This is a genomic window from Hyphobacterium vulgare, assembly GCF_042643335.1.
In the GTDB taxonomy this organism is placed as follows: domain Bacteria; phylum Pseudomonadota; class Alphaproteobacteria; order Caulobacterales; family Maricaulaceae; genus Hyphobacterium; species Hyphobacterium vulgare.
Genome location: NZ_JBHRSV010000028.1, coordinates 165714 through 191263 on the forward strand (window position 1 = coordinate 165714; position 25550 = coordinate 191263).

Annotated in this window: 29 protein-coding genes and 1 tRNA gene; 17 read left to right on the forward strand and 13 right to left on the reverse strand. The window is 64.2% G+C overall.

The features are described 5' to 3' along the window. Positions 1–4 precede the first annotated feature (4 nt). A tRNA-Lys gene (locus ACFOOR_RS13195) sits at positions 5–80 on the reverse strand. A 122-nt stretch (positions 81–202) separates the two neighbouring features. After that, on the reverse strand, positions 203–958 hold the full coding sequence (locus ACFOOR_RS13200; protein ID WP_343163057.1) for a DUF4386 family protein: 756 nt from the start codon (positions 956–958) through the stop codon (positions 203–205). A gap of 87 nt (positions 959–1045) precedes the next feature. Here ACFOOR_RS13200 and ACFOOR_RS13205 point away from each other — a divergent pair, with 87 nt between their 5' ends. Together ACFOOR_RS13205 and ACFOOR_RS13210 are read left to right on the forward strand one after the other, a co-directional pair. Next, positions 1046–1771, forward strand: coding sequence for a TetR/AcrR family transcriptional regulator (locus tag ACFOOR_RS13205; RefSeq protein ID WP_343163058.1), 726 nt, complete (start codon positions 1046–1048; stop codon positions 1769–1771). Positions 1772–2022: 251 nt separating this feature from the next. Continuing rightward, positions 2023–2868, forward strand: coding sequence for an alpha/beta fold hydrolase (locus ACFOOR_RS13210; RefSeq protein WP_343163059.1), 846 nt, complete (start codon positions 2023–2025; stop codon positions 2866–2868). 39 nt (positions 2869–2907) lie between these two features. Here the strand turns inward: ACFOOR_RS13210 and ACFOOR_RS13215 are convergent, their stop codons facing one another. Next, a complete protein-coding gene (locus ACFOOR_RS13215) occupies positions 2908–4107 on the reverse strand; it encodes a JmjC domain-containing protein (RefSeq protein ID WP_343163060.1) in 1200 nt (399 codons plus the stop codon). Between the two features lie 104 nt (positions 4108–4211). Here ACFOOR_RS13215 and ACFOOR_RS13220 point away from each other — a divergent pair, with 104 nt between their 5' ends. Next, entirely contained in the window at positions 4212–4553 is a 342-nt protein-coding gene (locus ACFOOR_RS13220) for an Hpt domain-containing protein (protein WP_343163061.1), read from the forward strand. Positions 4554–4727: 174 nt separating this feature from the next. Here ACFOOR_RS13220 and ACFOOR_RS13225 read toward each other — a convergent pair whose 3' ends face one another. Then, positions 4728–5030 carry a chorismate mutase gene (locus ACFOOR_RS13225; RefSeq protein ID WP_343163062.1) on the reverse strand — a complete coding sequence of 101 codons (303 nt, stop codon included), beginning with the start codon at positions 5028–5030 and terminating at the stop codon, positions 4728–4730. Positions 5031–5184: 154 nt separating this feature from the next. Between ACFOOR_RS13225 and ACFOOR_RS13230 the strand changes: the two genes are divergently transcribed. The 4 genes from ACFOOR_RS13230 to ACFOOR_RS13245 all read left to right on the forward strand — a co-directional run bounded on the left by ACFOOR_RS13230 (position 5185) and on the right by ACFOOR_RS13245 (position 8989). Beyond that, the gene (locus ACFOOR_RS13230; RefSeq protein WP_343163063.1) at positions 5185–5781 is read left to right on the forward strand and encodes a glutathione S-transferase family protein; all 597 of its coding nucleotides are present in this window, start codon (positions 5185–5187) and stop codon (positions 5779–5781) included. Positions 5782–5813: 32 nt separating this feature from the next. Further along, the gene (locus tag ACFOOR_RS13235) at positions 5814–6287 is read left to right on the forward strand and encodes an NUDIX domain-containing protein (protein ID WP_343163064.1); all 474 of its coding nucleotides are present in this window, start codon (positions 5814–5816) and stop codon (positions 6285–6287) included. Between the two features lie 84 nt (positions 6288–6371). Further along, positions 6372–7037: a hypothetical protein gene (locus ACFOOR_RS13240; protein ID WP_343163065.1), complete on the forward strand. Its 666-nt coding sequence runs from the start codon at positions 6372–6374 to the stop codon at positions 7035–7037. Continuing rightward, a complete protein-coding gene (locus ACFOOR_RS13245) occupies positions 7034–8989 on the forward strand; it encodes a M64 family metallopeptidase (RefSeq protein ID WP_343163066.1) in 1956 nt (651 codons plus the stop codon). The genes ACFOOR_RS13240 and ACFOOR_RS13245 overlap by 4 nt, the downstream gene beginning before the upstream one ends. 2 nt (positions 8990–8991) lie before the next feature. On the opposite strand, the gene ACFOOR_RS13250 is transcribed toward ACFOOR_RS13245, so the two are convergent. From ACFOOR_RS13250 to ACFOOR_RS13260, 3 genes are all read right to left on the reverse strand, one after another. Continuing rightward, positions 8992–10167 (reverse strand): vWA domain-containing protein, encoded by a 1176-nt coding sequence (locus tag ACFOOR_RS13250; protein WP_343163369.1) that lies wholly within the window; start codon positions 10165–10167, stop codon positions 8992–8994. 92 nt (positions 10168–10259) lie between these two features. Then, a complete protein-coding gene (locus ACFOOR_RS13255) occupies positions 10260–10721 on the reverse strand; it encodes a hemerythrin domain-containing protein (protein ID WP_343163067.1) in 462 nt (153 codons plus the stop codon). Between the two features lie 184 nt (positions 10722–10905). Beyond that, positions 10906–11121, reverse strand: coding sequence for a YdcH family protein (locus ACFOOR_RS13260; protein ID WP_343163068.1), 216 nt, complete (start codon positions 11119–11121; stop codon positions 10906–10908). Positions 11122–11260: 139 nt separating this feature from the next. Here ACFOOR_RS13260 and ACFOOR_RS13265 point away from each other — a divergent pair, with 139 nt between their 5' ends. Further along, positions 11261–12178: a hydrogen peroxide-inducible genes activator gene (locus tag ACFOOR_RS13265; protein ID WP_343163069.1), complete on the forward strand. Its 918-nt coding sequence runs from the start codon at positions 11261–11263 to the stop codon at positions 12176–12178. Positions 12179–12181: 3 nt separating this feature from the next. On the opposite strand, the gene ACFOOR_RS13270 is transcribed toward ACFOOR_RS13265, so the two are convergent. The 4 genes from ACFOOR_RS13270 to ACFOOR_RS13285 all read right to left on the reverse strand — a co-directional run bounded on the left by ACFOOR_RS13270 (position 12182) and on the right by ACFOOR_RS13285 (position 16826). Beyond that, positions 12182–12721 carry a hypothetical protein gene (locus ACFOOR_RS13270; protein ID WP_343163070.1) on the reverse strand — a complete coding sequence of 180 codons (540 nt, stop codon included), beginning with the start codon at positions 12719–12721 and terminating at the stop codon, positions 12182–12184. 1 nt (position 12722) lies between these two features. Next, positions 12723–13592, reverse strand: a complete 870-nt coding sequence (locus tag ACFOOR_RS13275) for an AAA family ATPase (RefSeq protein WP_343163071.1) — start codon at positions 13590–13592, stop codon at positions 12723–12725. A gap of 128 nt (positions 13593–13720) precedes the next feature. Beyond that, positions 13721–14458: a hypothetical protein gene (locus tag ACFOOR_RS13280; protein ID WP_343163072.1), complete on the reverse strand. Its 738-nt coding sequence runs from the start codon at positions 14456–14458 to the stop codon at positions 13721–13723. A gap of 571 nt (positions 14459–15029) precedes the next feature. Next, positions 15030–16826 (reverse strand): tetratricopeptide repeat protein, encoded by a 1797-nt coding sequence (locus tag ACFOOR_RS13285; protein WP_343163073.1) that lies wholly within the window; start codon positions 16824–16826, stop codon positions 15030–15032. Positions 16827–16991: 165 nt separating this feature from the next. On the opposite strand from ACFOOR_RS13285, the gene flbT reads away from it, so the two are divergent. From flbT to ACFOOR_RS13330, 9 genes are all read left to right on the forward strand, one after another. Further along, positions 16992–17414 carry a flagellar biosynthesis repressor FlbT gene (gene flbT, locus ACFOOR_RS13290; RefSeq protein WP_343163074.1) on the forward strand — a complete coding sequence of 141 codons (423 nt, stop codon included), beginning with the start codon at positions 16992–16994 and terminating at the stop codon, positions 17412–17414. Next, a complete protein-coding gene (flaF, locus tag ACFOOR_RS13295; protein ID WP_343163075.1) occupies positions 17377–17766 on the forward strand; it encodes a flagellar biosynthesis regulator FlaF in 390 nt (129 codons plus the stop codon). Before flbT ends, flaF begins: the two co-directional genes overlap by 38 nt. Positions 17767–17995: 229 nt before the next feature. Continuing rightward, positions 17996–18823, forward strand: coding sequence for a flagellin (locus tag ACFOOR_RS13300; RefSeq protein WP_343163076.1), 828 nt, complete (start codon positions 17996–17998; stop codon positions 18821–18823). A 306-nt stretch (positions 18824–19129) separates the two neighbouring features. Further along, a complete protein-coding gene (locus ACFOOR_RS13305; protein ID WP_343163077.1) occupies positions 19130–19954 on the forward strand; it encodes a flagellin in 825 nt (274 codons plus the stop codon). A gap of 94 nt (positions 19955–20048) precedes the next feature. Further along, entirely contained in the window at positions 20049–20873 is an 825-nt protein-coding gene (locus ACFOOR_RS13310) for a flagellin (RefSeq protein ID WP_343163078.1), read from the forward strand. A 93-nt stretch (positions 20874–20966) separates the two neighbouring features. Then, positions 20967–21332, forward strand: coding sequence for a flagellar protein FlaG (locus ACFOOR_RS13315; protein ID WP_343163079.1), 366 nt, complete (start codon positions 20967–20969; stop codon positions 21330–21332). Positions 21333–21536: 204 nt separating this feature from the next. After that, the gene (locus ACFOOR_RS13320) at positions 21537–22373 is read left to right on the forward strand and encodes a flagellin (RefSeq protein ID WP_343163080.1); all 837 of its coding nucleotides are present in this window, start codon (positions 21537–21539) and stop codon (positions 22371–22373) included. Positions 22374–22499: 126 nt separating this feature from the next. After that, positions 22500–23222 carry a hypothetical protein gene (locus tag ACFOOR_RS13325; RefSeq protein ID WP_343163081.1) on the forward strand — a complete coding sequence of 241 codons (723 nt, stop codon included), beginning with the start codon at positions 22500–22502 and terminating at the stop codon, positions 23220–23222. Further along, the gene (locus tag ACFOOR_RS13330) at positions 23219–23908 is read left to right on the forward strand and encodes a class I SAM-dependent methyltransferase (protein ID WP_343163082.1); all 690 of its coding nucleotides are present in this window, start codon (positions 23219–23221) and stop codon (positions 23906–23908) included. The genes ACFOOR_RS13325 and ACFOOR_RS13330 overlap by 4 nt, the downstream gene beginning before the upstream one ends. Positions 23909–23911: 3 nt before the next feature. On the opposite strand, the gene ACFOOR_RS13335 is transcribed toward ACFOOR_RS13330, so the two are convergent. Both ACFOOR_RS13335 and ACFOOR_RS13340 read right to left on the reverse strand, forming a co-directional pair. After that, positions 23912–24535: a pseudaminic acid biosynthesis-associated methylase gene (locus tag ACFOOR_RS13335; RefSeq protein ID WP_343163083.1), complete on the reverse strand. Its 624-nt coding sequence runs from the start codon at positions 24533–24535 to the stop codon at positions 23912–23914. Then, a complete protein-coding gene (locus ACFOOR_RS13340) occupies positions 24528–25547 on the reverse strand; it encodes a hypothetical protein (RefSeq protein WP_343163084.1) in 1020 nt (339 codons plus the stop codon). Before ACFOOR_RS13340 ends, ACFOOR_RS13335 begins: the two co-directional genes overlap by 8 nt. Positions 25548–25550 lie beyond the last annotated feature (3 nt).

Genomic DNA, 25550 nt, shown 5'->3' on the forward strand with positions numbered 1-25550 from the left:
AAATTGGTGCGCCCACAAGGATTCGAACCTTGGACCCGCTGATTAAGAGTCAGCTGCTCTACCAACTGAGCTATAGGCGCGCCGGGCTTCCGTCATGCCAGTCCGCAGGACTGCCGGGAAGGGCGCGGAAAATACGCGGAAATGGGCGAAGCGCAAGGGGGCTGATGCAAATCCGTCATGCACGCCCGGGCAGGGTGGCGCGTCACGCCCGCCTCCGCGGGTCCCGCCCCTGGTCTGCCGGGTCCGCAACGCGTTCGCGCCGCCCCGCCGTGCCGAAATGATGCAGACCGGTTTGTATCAGCCAGAGCGTGAAGCCGAGAAAGCCGGCGATCGTGAAGATCGAGAACAGCTCGCCGTCCTGCCCCTGGGTAGCCAGTACGCCTTCCGTCGTTCCGATCGCAATCAGCGCCGCGGTCGCAAAACCGGTCGCGCTGGTCAGTCTGCGCTGCAGGCGCCATTGAAGCGCCGCGAGGCAGACGATGAAGAAGACCAGCAGCCACTGACCGAGATGCTCGCCGATCGCGATTCCGCCATAGGCATTGAGAATGTCGAATGCGCGTTCAGCCGCGATCCGTGCGGCTTCGTCGCCGGTTGCATGTTCTCGTGCGAGGGCCGGGATCACGAATACCCAGCGCCAAAGGCCCATGGCCTGGATCACCCCGGACAGCGCACCGGATATTGCCGCAGCGATGGCCAGGGTCTCGGACTCGCGGCGATTTTCGTCGGTCAGGGACAGCGCAATGGCAAGCGGTAACAGCAAAAGCGCCGACCAGCCGAAGGCGTGCCAGGTCAGGATAAGGGCGTCCCCGCCCTGAGCGAACCGGGTCAGCGCCTCTCCGGCATCACTTCTCAGGATGTCCGGATAATCGTAGATTCGGGTGAGGTTGGCATAGGGCAGGTTGAAGCCTATCGCCATGGCGATGGCCGCTGTGGCCAGCAGGGGGGATCGGCGCGTCATTCGTCTTTCGCCTTATGAAGTCCGGAGTGACCGGATCGGTCGGAGTGTGCTAAGTCACCAACAGGAGACATTACGTATCACCGGCCGGTGACGTGTCAAGCGCGCCAGTCTGATCGGCCCGGCTTGCCGTTGTCGGCCTATCCGCCTATCCCCGTAGCGAGACTTGGCTTCAGGTACGGGACGGTTTTGACCGGGCGACAACCAAAGCGGACACGAAATCGGTCAGCGACCGAGATTCGGATTCTCGACGCCGCCCGTTCGATTCTCGCCGAGTCGGGCGCAGCGGGCTTCGGCATCAATGCGGTCGCGCGATCGGCCGGTGTCGATAAGCAGTTGATCTATCGATATTATGGCGGCCTTGACGGCTTGCTTGAGGCGCTCGGCCGGCATCTGGCGGTGTGGTGGCAGGACCGGATGATGCAGGACGCCCCGGATCGCACGCCCGAAAGCTATGCCGAGCTCATGGAAGGGCTTGCACTACGCCTGTTGCGGATCCTGCGGACGGAACCGCTCGCACTGCAGTCCACCCTGTGGGAACTCACGGATACGTCAGGGCTGGCCAGAACCGTGTCCCAAGCGCGGGGTCAGGCGCTCGGTGCCTGGATGGCGTCGGTGAGGGGGAGCTTGCAGCCCCCGCCCGGCATTGATGCACCGGCGGTCAATGCCCTGATCGTGGCGTCGGTCAGCTATCTCGTTCTGGCGAGCCGGACGTCCGACAATGTGATCGGCCTTCCGACAGCCGATCCGGCCACGTGGGACCGCATTGAGCGAACCCTGGTCCGTGTCGTGCGGGATGCCTATCGCTCCGCCTAGACCGTGCCGACTGTCACAACGTCCTCCGGTCACCGGGCCTCGATATGGCCGCGTCGCACGCGGCGGCGCTGTCCGCCGACCGCCGGGCTTGACGCTGACCGGGCGGCCGGTGCTATATGTCACCGCACGGTGAATTATGCTTTCGCCGTGTGGCGGCCGATAGGCCGGCCCGCTCCCCATCAAGCGCTGGAAACCGGAATGCGGATTGCGACGAAATCGGGCATGGGTGCGTTGCCGACCGGGGCCACACGATGACCCGGATTACGATCAACGGGGCCGACCTGTTCGTCTCGGACTCGGGCGGGAGCGGTACGCCGATCCTGTTCATCCACGGTCTGATGCTGGCCAGTCAGTCCTGGGAGGCGCAGATCGCACGGTTTTCCGCGGCGCATCGCGTGGTCGCGTTCGACCTGCGCGGGCAGGGACAATCCGAGAAGACCCGGGACCGGTTGGACCTCGACTCGCTCGCCGAGGACGCCGGGGCCGTGATCGACCGCCTGAAACTTGGCCGGGTCCATGTGGTGGCCTTCTCCATGGGCACGTTCATAGCCCTGCGGCTCGCGGCCTGGCGCCCTGAAATCGTCCGCTCCCTGACCCTGATCGGGCCAAGCGCCGACGCGGAGGAACCCGCCAATCTGCCCCGCTACCGCCTTCTGATCGCACTGGTCCGGATGTTCGGAACGCGGGTGGCCATTGGCCCGATGATGAAAATCCTGTTCGGAGATACCTATCTCGCCAATGCGGCTGCGAAGCCGGCCCGGGAGCGCTGGCGAAGGGAATTGCTCAGCCTGCCCCGGTCGCTGCATCGCGCGGCCGCGGCATCGGCAAGCCGGGAGGCGGTGGATCATCTTTTGTCGTCGATCCGTATGCCGACCCTGATTGTGTCGGGAGACGAGGATCGCCCAATCTCGCCGGAACGGGCATTCCGGGTTCACCAGGGGATTGCCGGGTCGCGCTTCGTGCCGGTTGCGCGGGCGGGCCACGCGGTGATGATCGAACACGCCGAGGCGTTCAACGGCATCCTCGAAGACTTCCTCGCCGAGGTTGAGGCTCTGGATGCCGACACTGAAGGACCGGCATTGCCTCGCATACCGTGACCCGATGACCGTACGGCATTGCCTGTTACGGCCCGGGCCTCAACGCTGGCCGGGCAGGGCGGCGCGCTCGACATAGCCTTGGCTTTCCAGCGTCCCGAGCAGCTGTTGCAGATGCTCGGGTGCGGCCTGCGGGAAGCGGGCGATCAATTCCTCCTCGGAAAATTGCCGCTGGCGCAGCAGCCAGTCGACCGCCCGGTGCGCCGCGCCGAGCGCGATCTCGCCGCCGGGTCCGACAAGGACATAGCCCGCGTCGCGCCGCGACATCTCGCAGGCGAGCCCGGCCACGGCGTAGAAATGCGGCGCGCGGGTTTCCGGCAGGCCGTATCCGGCGAGACCGATCCGCTTCTCGCGTTGTTTGCCGGCGATCTCCTCGGCGATCAGCGGCGAGGCGGCAATTTCGCGGATCCGGTCGGCGAGGCGTTCGAGATGCGCGCGCATCGCGCCGCCATGGTCGACGTCGTGGCTGGGGATGTAGTCGCGGAACAGCGCGTCATGTCGCGCTTCCTCCTTCAGCATGTCGAACAACACGAAACCCGTCAGCGGGGCGATGGAAAAGGTGACGTGCAGCGTTGCCCCGTCTTCCGCCAGCGCGTCGTGATACTGGCCGCGCGGCAGGTAGAGCACGTCGCCGGGCTTCATCCGGATCTGCCACATCAGCGAGCCACGCTGGCGCATCAGATAGGCCGCGCCGGCGTCGCCGGGCCCGACATGGCTGATCGGCCGGTCCTCGCGGCCGGTCCAGATATTCCAGGTCTTTTCGCCTTCGACCTGCACCACGAAGACGTCGTGAAGGTCGTAATGGCTCTGAAAGGCCTGCACGCCCTTGAAACTGCAATACACATTCGCCGCGATCGCGGCCTGCGTCCGGTCGTGGATCGCCTTCGCGGCGCGGCGCACGCCGGGACTGACTTCGTGAATGCGATTGGCGACGAGGGTTGCGCCGACACCGACAAGCGCCTTCACGCGCGCCGGGTCGGCGCGGTTGATCGTGTGGCCTTCCAGTGTTTCCACCGGCGTGCAGAAACTCTCCGGCGGGGCCGGGTGATTGTTGAAGGCGATGCGCAGCGACTGGTCGGTCCAGAACGGCGTCTGTTCCAGCGCGTCGTTGAAACTGTCCCAGGTCAGGATGGACGACACGTCAGCGCCCGGCCGCTGAATGTGCAGCGGCTTCTTGCCGTAATACTCGGCGAAGAATTCGTCTTCACTGAACGGCGCGATGAGGTCGGCAAACTGGCTCATGACGAAAGGCTTACCATGCCCGGTGCGGGCGGCAAGCGCGGCCCGGTGACACCCCTCCGGACGGTGTAGGAAAACCGTAACGCTCGCTGCGCTATCCTGCACGCATGGAAACCCTGATTCACAACGGCCCGGCTCCGGTCTTCGACCGCGATCACCTGGCGCAATACACGTCCGGCGACGCCGCGCTCGAGGCGGAATTGTTCGGCCTCCTGAAGGATCAGGCCGAGCGCTGTCTCGGCGCTCTTCAGGCTGCGAACGACGCCAATGCCTGGCGCGCCGCTGCCCACACGCTGAAAGGCGCATCGCGAGGCGTTGGGGCTTTCGAACTGGCCGAGGCCTGCGAGCGCGCCGAAGATGCCACCGAAGCCAGCTGGCCCGCCGCCGTCGCCAACGTTCGCGCCGCCGCGAACCGCGCCTTTGCGGAGATGAAGCGGGTATTGGGCTGAACCTGAATTGCCGACTTGGTACCTCCCTTCTCCCCTTTTTGAAGGGGAGAAGGTGCCCGTCAGGGCGGATGAGGGGTTCTGCTCCGTAATCGCGGTGAGGCGTTTGCCCCCTCACCCGGTCCTTCGGACCACCCTCTCCCCCAAATGGGGGCGAGGGGAGTAACGATCGGAAGTTCACACCCGCGTGCGGTCCCAGACCTCGAATTCGTACTGGATCGAACGCTCGACCAGTTCGCGCCACACGGGCTCGGCGATCGAGACCGGCAGACCCGCTTTTGCCGCTTCCGCCTTCACCTTGGTCAGCACGTCATTGACGCGCCAGTCGTCGCGCACCGTGTCGCGTCCCGGCTTGATCCGCGCGGCGGCTTCCATGTAGCGCGCGCGTTCGGCGATCAGGGCCACCAGCTGGCGGTCGAGCGCATCGACCCCGTCTCTCACCTCGGCCATGGTCTGACAGTCTTCGGGCGCTACGGGCATGTCGGTTCGAACTCCGGCAATGTGACTCGGGTGTTGCCTTATAGGCGTCCCGGACCGCTTCGCCCAAGGACGAGCTGCCGCACCCGCCTTCGTGTTGGGATTGTACCGGCGGCAGCCTAGACTGCGGGCAGGCGATTCCACGGGAGAGACGGGCATGACGACGGCACCGGTGACGATCTATGGCGACTCCCGCAGTGGCAATTGCTGGAAGGTCCGCTGGGTGGCCGAACGGCTCGGCGTGCCGTTCGATTGGCGCGAGGTCGACGTGACTTCCGGCTTCACCCGTACCGAGGAGTTTCTCTCGATCAACCCGGCGGGCCAGGTGCCCTGCCTGGTGCGAGAGGACGGGCGCATCCTCGCCCAGTCGGCGGCCATCATGCTCTACCTCGCTGAAGGCTCCGACCTGATCCCGGACGATGCGTTCGACCGCGCGAAGATGATGGAGTGGCTATTCTGGGAACAATACAGCCACGAACCGGCCATCGCCGTACGCCGCTTCCAGAAGGCTTTTCTCAAGAAGCGCGAAGAGGAAATCGATCCCTTCCTGATGAACAAGGGCCGCCGCGCGCTGGGCGTCATGGAACTTCGCCTCGTTGCGCGCGATTACTTCGTCACGGACCAACTCACCCTCGCCGACATCGCGCTTTATGCCTACACGCATGTCGCGGACGAGGGCGGGTTCGACCTCGACGATTTCCCGGCGGTGCGGTCCTGGCTCCACCGTGTGGAACGGGACCTCGCCGCGCTTTAGCCCCGCCCGCGGGGAGACAGCCGAGAGAGCACATGCCCGCCCCGACCGGCATCCCCACCTTTGGTGAGAAACAGCCCGAACTGAGTTACGCCGAACGCCCCTGCGCCTTCGGCGTTGCGGCCGGTCCCGACGGCCGGATCCTCTGCGTGCGCGTCAGCCGCGCCGGACAGACCTGGACCGACCTGCCCGGCGGCCGGATCGAAACCGGCGAGACCGAGACCGGCGCCCTGATCCGCGAATTCGAGGAGGAGACCGGCTCGACCTGCCAGCCCGACCGCCTTCTGGTGCGGACGAGGCAGTATCTCGTCACGGCGAAGGGCGAGCCGCGGCTCAACCAATCGGCCTATTACGCGGTCGAAACCACTGGCCCGGCCCGCCGTGACATCGATCCGGACCACCGGCCCGTGTGGCTGACACCCGAAGTCGCGATTGTCGAACTTCGAGACGAGGCAGCCGCGCTCGCAGTCATGCTGTGGATGCGGCGGCCGGACGCTTCGGCCGGCTGATCGGGCGGTGTGCGCGGACGCAGTCCCTCTTGGCCGCACGCAGGAGCAGTCTATTTTGTCTCGTCGGACCGGCAGGGGGCAGCGATGAAACACGCGTTTTTGGCGGCAGCGATCGCCGCGTTCAGCGGATCCGCCTGGGCGGATGGCGCGATCGAATTGCGAACCGCGCCCGGCGCATTTGCATCCGATGCCGCCGCCCGGCAACACATCGAGCAAACCCTGCGCGGTGCGGATGCCGATATCGAATTCGTCGACGCCGCCAACGGCGTCGTCCGGCTCGAGGGCGGTGAGGCCGCGGCGCGCGCGCTGCGCGCCGACCCGGTCTTTGTCTCGGTCCGTCATGACGGCGAAGCAGACCGGCAGACCCGCCTCTTCTCCGTCCTGCTGTCGGACGAAGGCATGCAGGTGGGCGTGGAGCCTGGGGGGCGCGGCGACCGGATCGAGGATGTCCCGCTGGGTTGGCCCGGCGAGTTCGTCCAGGTCATCGCCCGTGACGCATCCGGCACCGTGATTGCCGAGGGCTATGTCCGCGACCATCGCTTCATTCGCTATGAAGGCTGGAATGAGGATGGCACCCACCGGGCCGGATCCAATTATTCCGACGTCGATGAAACCCAACCGCTCGACATCTGGCTCGAACTCCCCGCCGCGACCGCGCGACTGGAGGTGATTGCGCCGGCCCGGCCGGCCGAAAACCTGCCGGAGCGCACACTCGGTGTGGCGGCGATCAATGCGGGAGAGGCACAATGATCCGCGCCCTGCTCGCCGCAGGTGCGGCCCTGTTCGGCGCGGCCTCTGCCTCCGCACAGACCCTCGTTCCGATCCACCTGACCGGCGACCCGGACACGCGGATCAATTATGTCATCATGGCCGACGGGTTTACCGCCGGCGAGATGGACGCCTTCCGCACAGCCGCGGACGGGTTTCGCGACTTCCTGCTCGGCGGTGCGCCCTATGTGCGTTACGCGGACCATTTCAACGTCTACCGGCTGGAGATCGCGTCGAACCAGAGCGGGGTCAGTCGTCCCGGCAATCCGGTCGACACTGCGCTCGGATCGGAACTTGGCTGCTTCAATATCGACCGGTTGCTGTGCGCCAATAACCAGCTCGCCAACGCCGCTCTGCAGGCTGCCGATCCGACCATCAGCTTCCACATCCGTCTGATCGTCGTGAATACGACGGACTATGGCGGTGGCGGCGGGTTCTATGCCACGACGACGCTCAACCAGTTCGCGCCGTCGGTTTTCCAGCACGAGATCGGCCACTCCTTCGCGAACCTCGACGACGAATATGTCGACGCCAATATCTGCGCCCAGCAACCCGGCCTTTACGGCCCGCCAGGCGAGATCAACACCACGGCGCAGTCGACGCGCGAAGCCTCGCCCTGGTCGGTGTGGATCGATGCGGCGACGCCGGTCCCGACAACCGGGGCGGCCGATGCGCTGCCCGGCATGTATCAAGGCGGTCATTATTGCCCGACCGAGGTCTGGCGGCCGACATTCAACTCGCTGATGAATTCGCTCAACCGCCCGATGGAGCAGATCAACACCGAGCAGTTCGTGCGGGTGTTCAACCGCACCGCTCCCGGAATCGACGGAGCCAATCCGGCACCGGGCGCGGTTTCGATGACGCGCAATGGCCGCATCCGCTTCAGCGTGATCCCGAAAACGATCGATGATCAGGCCTATGGCGTGACCTGGCGGGTTGACGGCAATGTGGTTCAGGTCCCCACGGCGGCCGATGACGGGATCGGCTTCGCCGCAGACGGGTCGCGCTACACCTTCCACGGCGTCAATTTCGCCCCCGGCACCTATCAGGTCACGGCAACGGTCCGCGACGTGACCGAACTGGTCCGCAATGATCCGGCATCCGATCTGACCCACGAGACGAGCTGGACGGTGACGGTCGAGGACCGGGACACGCCTTCTGCGGTGCTCGGCGGGGCGGTTCTGCCCTTTGCCCGCTCGGTGACGACCGGGACGGCTGCGACCGCCTTCGCCAGCTTCATCAATTCCGGCAGTACTGAAGCCACGAATTGCTCCATCACGCTGCAGCAGGGTGATGGCAGTGCGTCTCCGGCTGGCTTTGGCTACCAGGCCACGAATCCGGCCACGAACCTGCCTGTGGGCGGCATGAATCCGGTCTTCTCCATTCCGGCGGGACAGTTGGCGACTTTCGTGTTCTCGGTCGATTTCGCCGCGGCGACCGACAGTGCCGAAGTGTTTGCCGTGGCCGACTGCGACAATTCCGATCCGGCGCCGCGCGGCTCGGGTGTCAACTCGATGATCGTCTCGTCCTCGGCGACGGCGCAACCGGACATCGTTTCGATCGCCGCGACGATCACCACGCCCGGTGTCGCCGACATGCCGTCCAACGGTGCCCGCACGGCGGTGGCTCTGTCCGCGATCAATATCGGCACCGCGGGCGACGTGACGCTGCGGGCCGATCTCGGCGCGGGCAACCTCCCCGTGGAGGTCGAGATGTGCGAGACCAATCCGGCAACCGGTGTCTGTCTCACAGCGCGCACGCCTTTCGTCACGGTGAATTTCGCGCAGAACCAGACGCGGACCTTTGCGGTCTTCCTGCGCGCCCACGGGCCGGTCCAGTTCGCACCGGAGCGCTTCCGGACCTTCTTCGTCTTCGAGGATGCGGGGCGGGTCCGGCGCGGCGGAACGAACGTGGCGGTCAGGACGGTGCAATAGCGCTAGCGCGCCAGCTCCTTCATCGCCGCGTCGACGCCTTCCAGCGTTAGCGGGAACATGCGGTGCGCGCCGACGATTTCCTGCACCAGCCGGATCGAATAGGTGTGCTGCCACCACTTCTTCGGTTCCGGATTGATCCAGACCAGATCGGGCCATGTGTCGACCAGGCGTTTCAGCCAGACCGCGCCGGCTTCCTCGTTCCAGCCCTCCACCGACCCGCCGGCATGGGTGATCTCGTAGGGTGCCATGGCGGCGTCCCCGACAATGATCACCTTCCAGTCGCGCGGGTATTTGTGGATCAGGTCCATCGTCGGCACGGTCTCGGCGCGCCGGCGCAGGTTTGACCGCCACACGCCCTCATAGGGGCAGTTGTGGAAGTAGAAATATTCGAGATTCTTGAACGTGCCGCGCGCCGCGGAGAACAGCTCCTCGCAGGTCCGCACATGCGGGTCCATTGATCCGCCGACATCGAACAGGCACAGCACCTTGATCGCGTTGCGCCGTTCCGGGCGCATGCGCACATCGAGCCAGCCCTGCCGCGCCGTGGCGTCGATCGTGCTGGACAGGTCAAGTTCTTCCTGCGCGCTGTCGCGGGCGAATTTCCGGAGACGGCGGAGCGCGACCTTCAGATTGCGCGTGCCGAGTTCGCGCTCGCCATCGAGATCCTTGTAACGGCGTTCCTCCCAGACCTTCGCCGCCTTCTTGTGGCGCGACTGGCCGCCGATCCGAACACCGGACGGGTTGTATCCCGAATGACCGAAGGGCGAGGTGCCGCCCGTGCCGATCCATTTCGACCCGCCCTCATGGCGCTTTTCCTGTTCCTCGAGCCGCTTCTTCAGCGTCTCCATCAGCTCCTCGAAGGATAACGCCTCGATCGCCGCGCGCTCTTCCTCCGTAAGAAGACGCTCGATCATCGCCTGCAGCCACTCGTCCGGGATTTCCTTCTCCTCGAACAGCGCGCCAAGCGTCTCCACGCCCTGGAACACATGGCCGAACACCGCGTCGAACTTGTCGAAATTCTTCTCGTCCTTCACCAGGACGGCGCGGCTGACCGAATAGAAATGGTCGATGTCGGGATCAATCGCACCCTTCTCCAGCGCTTCGAGCAGGGTGAGATATTCCCGCGTCGTGACGGGGATCTTGGCGGCGCGAAGCTCTGAAAAGAAGCGGTGCAGCATGGCCTGGAGGATAGTGTGCACCGCGGAAAAGAAAACGGGCGCTGCCATCTCCGGCAACGCCCGCTTCTCGTGCGCGAACATGTGGCGACGGTCTAGCCGTCCACGCGCTCCAGCGCCGGAACCACGACCTTCTTGCGGGCGTCGAACCGTTCGCCCAGCTTTTCGGCCTCTTCCTTGGAAAATTCCTTGCGGCCGAGGGCGAAGAATTCCTCTTCCTCCTCGTCCATGTGGTGCTCGATCAGCTCGCACATGGCGTGGAATTTCTGGCCCCACTCCTGGGTGTCCTTGGCCATCGTATCGAGCTCTTCCAGCATGGAATTGACCATGTGGTGCTCGTTCTTGGCCTCCAGGGATTCGTCGCGCTCACCCTTGGTTTCAAGCTTGGTGTAGAAGGTCGCCTCCTCGATCTTGTGGTGCGCCCACAGGTCGAGCTTGAACGCCTCGAACAATTCCGCGCGCGTCTTGGCGGCGCGGCCGGTCGTGTCCTTGATCTGCTGCATCAGGTCGCGGGCGGTGTCGTGGTCCTGTTTGATGCGGGTGAAAATGTCGGTCATTGCGGGGCTCCTCGTGTTTCGGGGATTCCCGGAATGAACGCCGGCCGCAGCGACCGGTTCCGCAAAAGAAACGGGGGCCGCACTGCCGCCCGGAGGGATCGGAAAGTGCGGCCCCCGCCAGACAGCCCTTCAGGGGGATGAGGGGTTCGAGGGACATCGAAGGGCTGTTATTCCGTCAGTTCATTCACACGCCATGCAGCGGGAATTTCAGGTTGGACCGGCGCAGCTTGCGGCGGACCCGGCTGCGTGCGGCGAGGACCAGCTCGTCCTTTACCGCGAGCTTTTCCTTCTTCATCCGGGTCAGGGTCACCGTGTCCGGCGCGGGCCGGGCCTGTTCGGTTTCCACCGCCGCGTCGAGCGCGGCATGCCGGCGTCGCAGGGAGAGAAATCGGTTCAGCATTTGATCGGCGTCCTTTCAGTTGGGAGGGCCTTGTTTTTGTGTTTGGCCTCAATCGACATCCCCGATATGGGGCCCGGCTTGAATTCGGTCCAATCGAATTATATTGGGAGTTAGTTCGGAAAAATGGATTGAAACGCCCATGGCCCAACCCACGCTGAAGCAACTGGAAGCCTTCATCGCCGTGGCCGATACCGGCCTGTTCCGGCTCGCCTCCGAGAAGCTCAATCTCAGCCAGCCGGCATTGTCGGAACAGATCGCCCAGCTGGAATACCGGCTCGGCGCCCGCCTGCTCGACCGCGACCGGCGCGGCGCGCGGCTGACCCCGGTGGGGGCACGCGTCGCCGAACGGGCCCGGCGCATCCTCGCCGATGTGCGCGGCCTCGACGCCATCGTGCGGTCCGCGGCGGGTAATCTCGGCGGGTTGGTGCGTTTGGGCGCGCTTCCCACGCTCGGTCCCTATCTCATGCCGCACGTCGTACCGGTACTGCACAAGCGCTATCCGGAGCTTCGCCTCTATGTTCGCGAAGGCGCGGGCGAGGCGCTGGAAGAGGGGGTGCGGTCGGGCCAGTACGATGTCGCCCTGTCGGTGAAGCCCTACCGGCCGGAAGGCCTCCACGTCCTGCCGCTCATCGAGGAGCGGCTGTTTCTCGGCGTGGCGCGTGACGACCCGGCGTCGGGGCAGGGCGCAATCGGCCCGGACGCCCTGGCGGGACGGGATGTGCTGACGCTGGAGCACGGCCATCGCCTGTCAGAGCTTGTGCGGACCTTCGCGCGCGATGCCGGCGCGCGTCTGCTCGAGGACTATCAGGGCACGTCGCTTGACGGTCTCCGCCAGATGGTCGGCATGGGGGTGGGGGTGTCGCTTTTCCCGGCGCTCTATGTGCGTTCGGAAATCCGCAATGACCGCGCCGTCACAGCCTTGGCGCTCGACAATGCCGATGCGCGCCGCCAGATCGTGCTGCTGTGGCGCGAGGGCAGCCCGCGCGAAGGCGATTACCACGAACTGGCCGGCATCATCCGCGACCGCGCCGAAGCGCTGTTGAAGGATATGGGTTAGGGCCTACTCGGCCGCCCCGGTCCGGCAAGCCGGATTGTAAGCGACTCGATAGGGCTCGCCGAAACAGTTCAGCAAGCCGGTCAGGACGTCGCGGTTGGTGTGGGGGCCAGACGGAAGCGAATTTCGAGCCAATTCCAGAGCTTGGCGGTCGTTCACAAAAAACGCGATCGTGCCATCGACATAGCGATTCCAGATTTCAGCGGGCATTCCGGTCTCGTCGCCGTCGCGATAGGAAAGCTGCAACTGCGCCACGGCCCGCTCGCCTTCGCCAGCCATCCCGAACATCTGCCCGGCATGCCAATGGGCGAGGTAGCCGCGCTCAAGCGCACCATTGTGCCGAGCGACATAGTCGAGGATCAGTTCGGCCGCCGCGACCATGCATTCCCCGTCATGCCGCCCGGCGATCATGCGCCACCCGCCCTCCATGTCCTGATCGAAGGCGTCCTCATCGAGTTGCAAGAGCGCTTCGGCCTCGTTCCGGCTGTGGAAGCACGCCGGGGCAGGGGGATCGGTTGCGATCAGGGCAAGCGCGAAGCCGAGCAACTCAGACCGCTCCCGGGCCTGCCCCCGGTCCGCCGCTGCGGCGGGCCATGAAGGCCAGCTTCTCGAACAGCATCACGTCCTGCTCGTTCTTCAACAGAGCGCCGTGCAGCGGCGGGATCAGCTTGCGCGGATCGCGTTCGGCCAGCACCGCCGGGTCGATGTCTTCCACCAGCAGCAGCTTCAGCCAGTCGAGCAATTCGCTGGTCGAGGGCTTCTTCTTCACGCCCGGCACAGCGCGGATCTCGTAGAACAGCTTCAGCGCCTCGGCGAGCAGGCGGCTTTTGAGGTTCGGGAAGTGAACCTCGACGATGGCCCGCATCGTCGCCTCGTCCGGGAAGGCGATGTAATGGAAGAAGCAGCGCCTGAGGAAGGCGTCCGGCAATTCCTTCTCATTGTTCGAGGTGATGATGACGATCGGCCGCTGTTTCGCGGTGATCGTCTCGCCGGTCTCGTAGACATGGAATTCCATCCGGTCGATCTCATGCAGGAGATCGTTCGGAAACTCGATATCGGCCTTGTCGATCTCGTCGATCAGCAGCACCGGGCGCTCGGCGCTGGTGAACGCCTCCCATAGCTTGCCCTTGCGGATGTAGTTGGAGATGTCGTGAACGCGGTCGTCACCCAGCTGGCTGTCGCGCAGGCGCGCCACGGCGTCGTACTCATAGAGGCCCTGATGGGCCTTGGTGGTCGACTTGATATGCCATTCCAGCATCGGGGCACCGAGCGCCGCCGCGACCTGGCGCGCCAGCTCGGTCTTGCCGGTGCCCGGCTCGCCCTTCACCAGCAGCGGCCGCTCCAGCGCGATCGCGGCATTGACCGCCGCCTGGAGCTCATTGTCGGCGACATAGTGCTTTGTGCCCTCGAAACGCATGCGCGACCTCCTGATGCTGCGATGCAGGATAGGGCGGTTCGGGGCGGGGTAAAGCCGCCCTCGTGCACAGCTTCCACTCCAGACACGACGAGGACGGGTTGATCTCGATTACTTCTGTAGAATACAGACTAAAGGTCATATCGAACGACAATAAAGCGAACTGAATCGCTGAATCTCATACCAATCATTTGATATGTGCGATGAATGGATTTGAAGAAACAGTATCGAAAGCCTTGATTGTCAAAGCATTCAAATGCGGACTCATCGTCGGCATCATCGAAGATATCGAAGTTTTCTCGCCCATCGAAAGCGATTTCGAGGCGGTATGGTGTCGCTTGCGACCAGCGGCCCGTCACGACGATCTCTATATCGAACAACGAGCGCCAGTGCGCGCGCCTGGAATCGGCGGGAATGTCTAGAAAGTCGATTCGCGGTCTATCGCCGCCAGTTTCCGGAACAACAAGATACTGACAGCTACCCGGACGCAACTCGCCGGCTGAGGGGTCATAGTAAAACCCGCCGGATCCTGCGATGGAGTTGACGACAATGAGGAACACCTGGCCTTGATGTTCGACCCGCTCGACGCGATTGAGACTGTTCTGGAATGCGCGAGCGGTTCTCGTGATACCGCTTCCGCTTATCTCGACATCAGCGCGACAAAACGTGTCGGAGTCATTTGGGTTCGGTCGGTCGCGAAAAATCGCGATGACCCGGTCTTCGAGTTCGATTCTTCCATGGCCTTGGCTGAGCAGACGCGTTTGCGGAACATTGAGGATATACGCTTCGCCCGAACCGGCCAGAGCAGAAGCAAGGGTGCGCGGTGGGTCGGCTACGAGCTGCAGAGCGAATGCCGCCAATACGATCATAAGCCAGATCGCCTTTCTGCAAGTATTCTCCGTAACTTGCCATACCGCTACCAAGTCAGCAACCGAAAGCAGATCAAAGCTCGAAACACATGCGCGACCTCCTGATGCTGCGATGCAGGATAGGGCGGTTCGGGGCGGGGTAAAGCACCGGGCGGCAGGACATTTATCCCTCCCCCACTGGGGGAGGAGAAAAGGTTGGAGCGCCAGTGAGGGGTAAAGCCGCCACTACTTCTCATTCTCTGACGTTTCCCGGACGGCGACCCCCGCATTCACGGGGGCAGGAGCCGATCCGGGATCCAGATCTGCGTGATCGTTTAGACCCCGGTCTTCGTTTCCCCGCAAATGCGGGGACCCCGAAACCGGTACGCGACAGGAAAGCGCGAACCGTTTTCCTCCCCCGTTTACGGGGGAGGTGTCAGCGAAGCTGACGGAGGGGGGAATGCCGGTCTTCGCGACGCGATACCGGGGAGCGTGAAGGAAAACGGAACCCCGGGGTTCCCGCGAAATCGGGAATCCGAATTTGAGTGCGAAAGTCAGGCCCCCATTTTCATGGGGACCCCATGGAAGTGTTTTAAGCCGCCTTCTTTTCCTTCACCCGTTCGGCCAGCGCCGCCGCTACGTCCGCCATGATCGCCGTCCAGTTGGCGAAGCCTTCCGAGGTGAACAGGCGCGAGGTCGGATACCACGGGCTGCGCCCCGTCCCGAGCAGCGTCCAGTTGCGGTGCTGGCCGGCGATGATCCAGCCTTCACCGCCGACCGCGCAGGCGAGGTTCAGCGAGGCATTCATCGGCCCGATCGTGACATCGAGCGCCTTGCCCAGCGCCGCGATCCGGTCGAGGTCCTGCTTCAGGTCGAGACCGGGCGGTGTGTGGATTTTCACGCCGAACTCGCGCTCGGCGAAGGCGATGTCCTCGGCTGTGTCGCCGTACTGGAGATTGACAAACACCGCGCCCGGCGTGGTCAGGACCGGTTTCCAGCGCTCGAAGGCCGAGAAGTATTTCGACCGCTTCGCCGTCATCTTCAGCGACTTCCACAGAAGGCCGACCTTCGGTCCGGGACCGAGCGTCGCCAGCCAGTCCTGCCAGTGCTTCACCTCGTCCGGGTCGGCGGTCAGGATCGCCTTGCGGTCCGGGAAGGCCTCCGCCGTCCTGCGGAAGCAGCGCAGCGGATTGCCGATCGGCGTCCAGTAGTCGAGCTTCGGCAGATCCTTGATCGCCTGCGGCGCGACCCGCCAGTCACGGCCCTCCAGCCGCGCGGATGCGTGTGGCCGGACCAGGATGCCGGGGAAGGAGCGCTGGATCAGCGGCACCAGCCGCTTCTCGCACGCCAGGCGCACCTCACCCTCGGGGCCAACCGCCTCGATCACGTCGGGCAGGGTGTTGAGGAACATCACCTCGTCGCCAAGCCCCTGCTCGCCGACCAGCAGCAGGCGCTTGCCGCGGATCTGTTCGGGATCGGCCCCGTCCCAGCGTGCCTCGTCGAAGGTGAACAGCGTGGCATCGGGATAGTCGGGGTTCAGCCGGACCTGGTATTGCTCCCAGCCTTCCGCAATCCGCCCGGCCCCGAGCAGGGACAGTGAATAGCCGTGGCGCATCGACATCTCGTCGCTGCGCGACCCCGGATTCTTCAGCGCGATCTCGAACGCCTTGATGCTGTCCTCGGTCTGGCCGCACAATTCGTGGGCGAAGGCGATATTGTTCCAGGCGCGCGCAAAGTCCGGCTCCAGCCGCAGCGCTTCGGAATAGAAGGTGATGGCCTGCACCGGATCGCCGGATTCCAGCAGGATCGTGCCCAGCGCATTCCACAGATCGGCGTGCTCGGGCATGCCGTAAATGCCGGTGCGGACAACCTCGATCGCATCGTCGAACCGGCCCTGGTCGCGCAGCACACCGCCCAGATTGACGAGGCCGCTGGGATCGTTCGGCGCGCGCTGACAGTAGATGCGCAGGAATTTCTCGGCCGCCGGCAGCATGTCGAGCTTCCACGCCGTCATCGCCATCGACTGGTAGATGTCGGGGTTTTCGGGATTGATCTTCCAGGCGCGCTCGAAGAAGTCGAGCGCCAGCGACAACCGGCCCATCTTTTCCATCGCCACGCCCATGATGTGGTTGGCGATCGCGGTCTCGGGATTGTTCTGCAGGATGTCGAGCGCGATGAGCGCGCCCTTTGGCGCCTGGTCCTCGTTGCACAGCTTGATGGCCCGCTGCATCTTCGCGGTCATCTTGCGAAGCGCGGTACGCTGCTTGACGGGCGCGCTCCGGATCGCGTCGGAAATTTTCGGGTTGATCGCCCCGGATGCCGCATCGTGCGCATCGCGCTTCGCCGGCTCCACGGGCTGGTTCAGAAGGTCGTCGATCGAGAGCGTCATCGGCCCGTCCCGCATTGCAATACCAATGGGGCATGGGGACCTTATTCGCTTAACGGCGGGCTAACGCAGAAGCGCGTCCGGCGCGAAACCCTTTGTTCACGCTCCCTTGACTAACCTGTCGCTTCACGGCCCCAAAAAGGGTCCTGTGAAGGGGGAAGTTGCTCCATGCCGCTGAAACTCTCGCTCAAGCCCGGCGAACGCTTCGTGTTGAACGGCGCGGTTGTCCAGAATGGCGAGAAGCGGGCGACGCTGGTGCTTCAGAACAAGGCATCCGTCCTTCGCGAGAAGGACATCATGCATGCCGAGGAAGTCACCACGCCGGCGCGGCGGATCTATTTCCCCGTGATGATGATGTACCTGTCAGAGAAACAGGACAGTGGCGTCTACGACGAATTCGTCATGCGAATGACCGAATTCATGGGAGCCATAAGCGACACCGAGGCGATGGCCGAATGCGTGTCGGTATCCAGGGATGTGATGGCGGGCGAGTACTACAAGGCTCTGATCCGCTGCCGGAAACTCATCGAGTTCGAAGACAAGAGGCTGAGCAGTGTCGGTACAGGCATACCAGACCGCGGCGACTCGTAGCGAAGACCCGCGCGCAACCGAATACCGTCTTTTCGCGCAGGTGACGCGCGCGCTGATGAACGCCAGGCAGGCCAAGGCCGACGGCGATCTCCGCGCGCTGGCCGATGCGCTCGACTGGAACCGGCGCGTCTGGAGCGCTCTGGCGCTCGACTGCTCCGACCGTGACAACAAGCTGCCCGACGCGCTGCGCGCCGGCATCATCTCGCTGTCGCTCTTCGTATCGAGACACTCTTCCGCCGTGATGCGTGGCGGCGCCGACATCGACACGCTGATCGAGATCAACCGCACCATCATGCAGGGGCTCGAACCCTCTCCGGCGGCCCAGCGCCAGCCCATGGCCGCGGCGGGCTGACCTCCCGGCAATTTCTGCACGACTGACCCGAACGGCCCGGCAGCTTTCGCCGGGCCTTTTCGCATATCGCCCAGGCTCAGAAAAAAGTCATTTGAAACAACGGGTTCCGGTTGCGTGTTTGCGGCGGAAATGGCGCGGGAATTGCGCCTTCGCCCGCAGGACAAAACGTCCATTCGGCGGCGCACGAACGCGCCGCCGGTTTCTGCTTCCAGAATGGAGGAACCCAACGATGACGAATTCCGTCAACACCAATGCCGGGGCGATGGTCGCCCTGCAGAACCTGAACCGGACCAATATGGAGCTTGAACAGGTCCAGTCGCGCATCAACACCGGCCTCTCCGTGGCCGGCGCGAAGGACAATGGCGGCATCTATGCCATTGCCCAGCGGATGCGCTCGGAAGTGAGCGGCTACAAGGCCGTTCAGGACTCGCTCAACCGCGCGGTGTCGACGGTAGACGTCGCCCTCGCGGCGGGTGAGGCCATTTCCGACCTGATCATCGAGATGAAGGAGAAGGCCCTGGCAGCAGCGGACACGTCGCTCGACGCTGCCAGCCGGACCGCGTTGAACGAGGACTTCAAGGCGCTGCGCGATCAGATCAGCACGATCGTCAGCAATGCCGAGTTCAACGGGACCAACCTGATCAACAACTCGACCGCCAGCATCACGGCCCTGGCCAATGCTGACGGCTCCAACACGATCACCGTGCTCGACGAGAATCTCACCCTGACCGGCTCGGTCATCACTATCGCAGCGACGGCGTCGTTCTCGACGGCGACGCAGGCCGATACGATTGCCAGCCAGCTGGGGACCTCGCTCGACAACGTCAACGCCTCACTGGCGCGCCTGGGAACGAAGTCGAAGGCTCTCGAGATCCACTCGACCTTCGTGACCAAGCTGTCGGATGCGCTGACCGAGGGGATCGGTAACCTGGTGGATGCGGACCTCGCGCGGGAGAGTGCCAAGCTTCAGTCGCTGCAAGTCAAGCAGCAGCTGGGGATCCAGGCCCTGTCCATCGCGAACCAGTCGCCGCAATCCATCCTGTCCTTCTTCCGGTAGGGACGAACGGGGCCGCCTTCCACCCGGGCGGCCCCGCCCCTTTTTGGGGACGGGTCACAGGGAAAATTCTGCCTGCCCGGCACATTCTGCCGGGCTTTTTCATGCAAAACCCGGCAATTCCTGCCGCTTCGGCGTTAACCGGAGCGACCGGAACGGAAAACGAATCACCCGGCCGAATCACGCGAATCGGGATTAACGCCCCCGTCAACCCCTTGTCTGGCCTCATTCTTGCGACGCTTCCCGACGGGTCAGAAGACCCTGCCGGCAAAACGCCGGTGCATAGGACCAGAAAGGGAGATGGCTAAAATGGCCACGATCAATACCAATGCGGGCGCTATGGTCGCCCTGCAAAACCTCAACAAGACCAATCAGCAACTCGAACAGGTTCAGTCCCGCATCAATACGGGTCTGGCGGTTTCGTCGGCCAAGGACAATGGCGGCATCTTCGCCATCGCCCAGTCGATGCGCGCTGACGTGGCCGGCTACAAGGCCGTCCGCAACTCGATCGACCTTGCCGTCTCGACGACGGACGTGGCCCTGGCCGCGGGTGAGGCGATCTCCGATCTTCTCGTGGAAATGAAGGAAAAGGCCCTGGCGGCGGCGGACTCCTCGCTGGATACCGCTTCGCGTACGGCCCTGAACGCCGACTTCGGTGCCCTTCGTGACCAGATCAAGACGATCATCTCGAACGCCGAATTCAACGGCACCAACCTGATCGACGGTTCCACCGCCGGCATTTCGGCCCTGGCCAATTCCGACGGTTCGAACACGATCACGGTCGCCGACGAGGATCTGGCGCTGTCCGGTTCGATCATCACGATCGCGACCAACGCGTCCTTCTCCACGGCCACTCAGGCCGACAACATCGTCAGCCAGATCGGGTCGTCGCTCGACAACCTGAATGCGTCGCTGGCCCGCCTGGGTACGGCGTCGAAGTCGCTCGAAATCCACAAGACCTTCGTCGGCAAGCTGTCTGACGCTCTCGAAAAGGGCATCGGCAACCTGGTCGACGCGGATCTGGCGAAGGAAAGCGCGCGGTTGCAGTCGCTGCAGGTCAAGCAGCAGCTGGGCATCCAGGCGCTCTCGATCGCCAACTCGGCTCCGAGCTCGATCCTCGGCTACTTCCGCTAATCGCGGTCACTCGAATTCGGCGGGGGTTTGATACCCCCGCCGGATATGGCCGGCAAAACGCTGGCGACATGAACCAGAATGGGAGATGGCTAAAATGGCCACGATCAATACCAATGCGGGCGCGATGGTCGCCCTGCAAAACCTCAATCGCACCAATATGGAGCTGGAGCAGACCCAGGCCCGGATCAACACCGGTCTGGCGGTCTCGTCGGCCAAGGACAATGGCGGCATCTTCGCCATCGCCCAGTCGATGCGCGCCGATGTGGCCGGCTATGCCGCGGTCCGCAACTCGATCGATCTTGCCGTTTCGACGACGGACGTGGCGCTCGCCGCCGGTGAAGCGATTTCCGATCTCCTCGTGGAGATGAAGGAAAAGGCGCTGGCCGGTGCCGACACCTCGCTCGACACCGCGTCGCGTACGGCCCTGAACGAAGACTTCAAGGCCCTGCGTGACCAGGTCTCCACGATCATCTCGAATGCCGAGTTCAACGGCACGAACCTGATCAACAACTCCGTTACCAGCATCTCTGCGCTGGCAAACTCCGACGGCTCCAACACGATCACCATCCTCGACGAGAACCTCTCGCTCGGCGGCGGTGTCGTGACGGTTGCGGCCACGGCCTCCTTCGGCACGGCAGCGGCTGCGGCCACTCAGGTTTCGGCGATCGAAACGTCGCTCGACAACCTGAACGCCTCGCTCGCCCGTCTGGGTACCGGCGCCAAGGCGCTGGAAATCCACAAGACCTTCGTCGGCAAGCTGTCTGACGCCCTCGAAAAGGGTATCGGCAACCTGGTCGATGCGGATCTGGCCAAGGAAAGCGCGCGTCTGCAGTCCCTGCAGGTCAAGCAACAGCTGGGTATCCAGGCCCTCTCGATCGCCAATTCGGCGCCGAGCTCGATCCTCGGATACTTCCGCTAAGCGGTCACGGGCGGCGGGGTGTTGGTTGGGTTCCTCCCCCGCCGCCCGCCCGTTAGCTCTGGAGGGTCGGCGGACATCCGCCGATGAACGGAGATGATAGAACTGATCAAACTGGCGACGGCCGCGGCCACGGTCGCCGAAAAGCCCGCCGCAGCACCGCGCGCCATCGAGGCGAGTGCGGCCGTGGCCACGCGAAATGCCGATGCCGAGGCAAAGTCGCAGGACGAGCGCAAGGCCGACATCGAGCGCATGCGCGAGGCGATTGACCGCCTGGCTGGAACCGCTCTCGAAGGATCGCGCCTGTCGATCCAGAAGCACGAGAGTTCCGGCATGTTCGTCTACAACCTGGTCGACAGCGAGACCGGCGAAATTGTGCGTCAATGGCCGCAAAAGGAGATGGTCGAGCTGAAGGAATACCTTCGCACGCGCCAGGCCGGACTCGTCGACAAACGCGCCTGATCGACCCGGTCTCGCGGTTGTTTCTGCCGGGCTGACCCGGCGAATTTTGCCTGCCTGCGTTTCGCCGGCAGGTTTTCATGTTTTTCAAGTCATTGAAATAAAACGAGTAAGGCGAATGCGCTCAACGGCACGCTGATTGCGACACCTCCTCCGAACGCGCCCGTGAGCGCAAGGCACAGAATGACGGCCAGGAGGGGGACCACCATGACCCTGTCGATCCATACCAACACGGCGGCGATGATCGCCCTTCAGAACCTCAACAAGACCAATGATCAGCTGAACGACGTTCAGAACCGGCTGAACACCGGACTCAAGATCGGCGGCGCGAAGGACAATTCGGCGATCTACGCCGTGGCCCAGAACATGCGGTCTGACGTCAAGGCGCTCGGCGCGGTCCAGACCAGCCTCGACCGGGCCACGACGATCGGCGATGTGGCGCTCGCGGCAGGCGAGGCCATCTCCGATCTCCTCGTCGAGATGCGCGAGAAGGCGACCGCGGCGATGGACCCGTCCATCGATACTTTTTCCCGCCAGGCCTATGACGCTGACTTCAAGGCGCTGATCGAACAGGTCCAGGTCATCCTGGCGAACGCCGAGTTCGACGGGGCGAACATGCTCAACGGTTCGATCACCGGTGGCATCGCCTTCCTTGCCGACGCAGACGCCTCCCGGTCGGTCACGCTGGGCGCCCAGAGCTTCAGCCTCGGGGGGTCGATCATCACCGTGCCGTCGACCTCGAGCCTCGGCACCGTCACGCTGGCCTCGGCCGCCGTGTCGCAGATCAAGTCGAGCCTCGACAACGTCAACCAGGCGCTGGCCAATCTCGGTTCCGACCTGAAGAAGATCGAGGCGCACTCGAAATTCGTCGGGAAGCTGATGGACTCCCTGACCGAGGGTGTCGGCAATCTCGTCGATGCCGACCTTGCGGTCGAAGGTGCCCGCCTGCAGGCGCTGCAGGTCAAGCAACAGCTCGGCGTGCAGGCCCTGTCCATCGCCAACTCGCAGCCGCAGATCATCCTCAACCTGCTGCGCGGCGGCTAGACCGAACGCCATCGAGAAGCATTGGGCGGCGCTCCGGGGACCCGGGGCGCCGCTTCGCTTTTAGCGCGCGGTTAAGCCCCGCCTCGCTAGCGTTGGCGCATCTGATTCGAGCCTGGACACAGCCCCATGCGGATATTCGAGGAAAGCTCGCTCGACGCGATGATCGCCGAGGCGAAGCGCTGGCGGATGGAACTCGACGCCACGCTCAGAAGCGAGTCCGCCGTCATTCGCGGGCTGTGGTCCCGCGACCGGCTGCTGGAATTGCGCGACCATGTCTTCCGCTTCCGGCAGGCCAATGGCCTGTCCGGCAACATGGCCTACAACGAAGGCACGCCGGATCACGTGAAGATCGTCGACAAGCCTCTGGGGTCGAACCGTCCGACGCGCTTTGTGCTGTCGCAATTCTTCCCGTGGAACACGCAGGCACACGCAGATATCCCCGCCATCTCGCAGGGCCTGATGCGGTTCCGCAATCTCGCCAGCGGCTTCGCGCCGGACACCGGCATGCGCGCCGGTTGCGAATATGTCTCCTGGCCGAGCGTGATCCAGTACCGCAGGGGCGGGGATTTTCTGGCCGCGCACCGGGACCAGTATGCCTTCCAGTGCATATTGATCCTGTCGCAGATGGGCGAGGACTTCACCGAAGGCGGCAACTACTATCTCTCTGCAACGGGCCACCATTTCGAGGAGCCCAATCTGCGCTTTGGCGATGTGCTGCTGCTGAAATCCGACCTCGTGCATGGCGTCCATCCGATCGATCCGCATCTCACGGATGACGGGGCCATGGGCGGGCGCTGGATGATGTTCTGCCCGCTCGCCAAGCGCTCCGAAGTGTTGCGCGCGGCATGAGCGGAAAGTCGGACAGCTGGGGCAAGGGCAATCTCGGTCTCAACCGGGCGGCCTTCATCCGCCACCACCCCAGCGAACTGATGATGCGGGCGCTGTTCGCCGGCCGCTATTCCGGCGTGAAGCTCGACATCGGCCCGGACACGCGCGTGCTCGATATGGGCGCGATGTATCTCAACAATCTCGTCCCCTTCCATGATCGCGGGGCGCAATGTTTCGGCGTCGAGGTGAATGACGCCATGGCGGCGATCTCGCGTGAAGCAGCGGAGATCCAGGGCCTGACGGTCGATGTGCGCACCGGCACCAACCGGTCCATCCCGCACGAGGACGGATTCTTCGACATCGTTCTGGGGCTGAACGTCATCCACTACGAGGACGACACCAAGGGGCTTCGGGCCGCCTTCGCCGAGTACGCCCGCGTCGTGAAGCCGGGCGGACTGGCCTTCATCGTCTCGGCGGGACCGGGGCATTATCTGCGCGAGCCATCCGAGCGTCTCGGCCCCAATCGCTACCTCATCAGGGATGGCGATTTCCGCACCGGACAGGTGATGGCGTATTTCGACAGTCTCGACGATCTCTCTGTGCTGGCACTCGGCGCGTTCGACAGCGTCATTCCGGGCCGCTCGGTCGAGGAACATGCCGAGGCGCAGATCGAGTTCTATTACGCGATCTGCTTCAAGGCGGAGTAGCGCCTACTTCCGGAACAGCCACCAATGGCCGTTGTCAGCGGCGCCGGCGCGCATCCACTGGAAGCCGTAATCGACAATGGTCAGCTCGGGGTGACGGTCGAGCATGAAGCCGCCGAAATCGCGCTTGAACAAGAGGCCCTGCTGGCCGCGATAGGTCTTCTCTTCCGGCTCGTGCGCGAAATACTCGCTCATCAGGATGTATTTGGAGGAGACGCGATGAAGCTCGTCGATCGCCGCCGGCAGCTCGCTTGGCGGCACATGGATCAGCACGCCCGTCGTGAACGTCATCTCGAACTGACCGTCCTTGAAGGGCAGGGACTTCGCCTCGCCCTCATGGATGTGCGACTTCGGCAGCACGCCCTCGTCGGCCAGCACCCGACGGGCGGCCTCATTGGGTTCCAGCCCGTGCAGCTCCGCATCTACCAGATTGTTGAGCGCCCTCAGATTGATGCCGACCGAACAGCCGACTTCCAGGATGGAGCGCGGCAGGTCGGGCAGGATGTTCTGAAGATAGCAGCCCCAGCTGCGCGTGCGCTGGCGCACGGCGGCGGCATTCGCCGAATTGCGGCCGATATATTCGGAGCCGAAATCTCCGCGCCAGAAATCAACGGGTCGGTGTTCAGCCAACGGCGCGCTCCTCTTCAGTGTCTGCATGCCCGGCCAGGTCGCGCGCGATGGCGGCCAGCTGGTCTTCGGTCAGGTCCAACCCGCCCAGCGCCGCACCGGCGGCGAGGGTGAGGGCAGCCGGATCGAGCGAGTATTCAGCAGCCAGCGCATCGATCCGGTCCTGCATGCCGGAATGGACATAGGCCATGCCCTGCACCAGGTCCGCCTCGTTCCATTCGGCGAGATCGGCATTACGCACATGCTTGTCGGCGAGCCGCGCCAGCCTCACCGGGTCGATCCCGGTGTCGTGACCGGCGCGATTGAGTGCAGCGGTGAGTGCCTCAAGCGAGGCATTGCCGGACGACCGGCCGAGGCCTTTCAGCGAGGCGTCGAGGATCGTCGCCCCGGCTTCGACCGCCGCGAAGGCATTGCCGACGGCGAGTTCCAGATTGTTGTGCCCGTGAAAGCCGCAGGGCTTTCCGGTGGTCTCGATCACGGCGCGGACATAGGCCCGCACGCTGTCCGGCGTCATGCCGCCGGCGCTGTCGACGATCAGGAAGCCGTCGGCCCCCCATTCCGCGATGCGCGGCGCGGCAATGCGAAGATCCTCGACCGGCAGCGTGTAGGACTTCATCAGGAAGCCGAGCGTGTGCAGCCCTTTGGCGCGCGCGCGGCGGACCAGCGCCTCGCCCTGTTCATAGCGCGCCGCATCCATGCCGATCCGGATGAAGTCCATTCCCGCCTCGGCGGCGGCATCGATGTCGTCTTCGGTGGCGAATTTCGGCATGGCGAAGACGCCGACCTTCGCGTTGCGGGCCGCCATCCGCGCGGCCTGCATATAGGTGAGGTCGTCTTCCGCCGAGGCGATGCCCGGCGCCCGGCAGGCTCCCAAGCCCAGCCCGTGACCCACTTCGACCGCCGGAATGCCGACGGCTTCGAGGCCCTGCACCAGCGCAAAGGTCTGTGCCCCGGTGAAGCCGAACCCGACCCGGTAGCTGCCGTCGCGAAGCGTGGTGTCGACGAGCGTGATCATCGC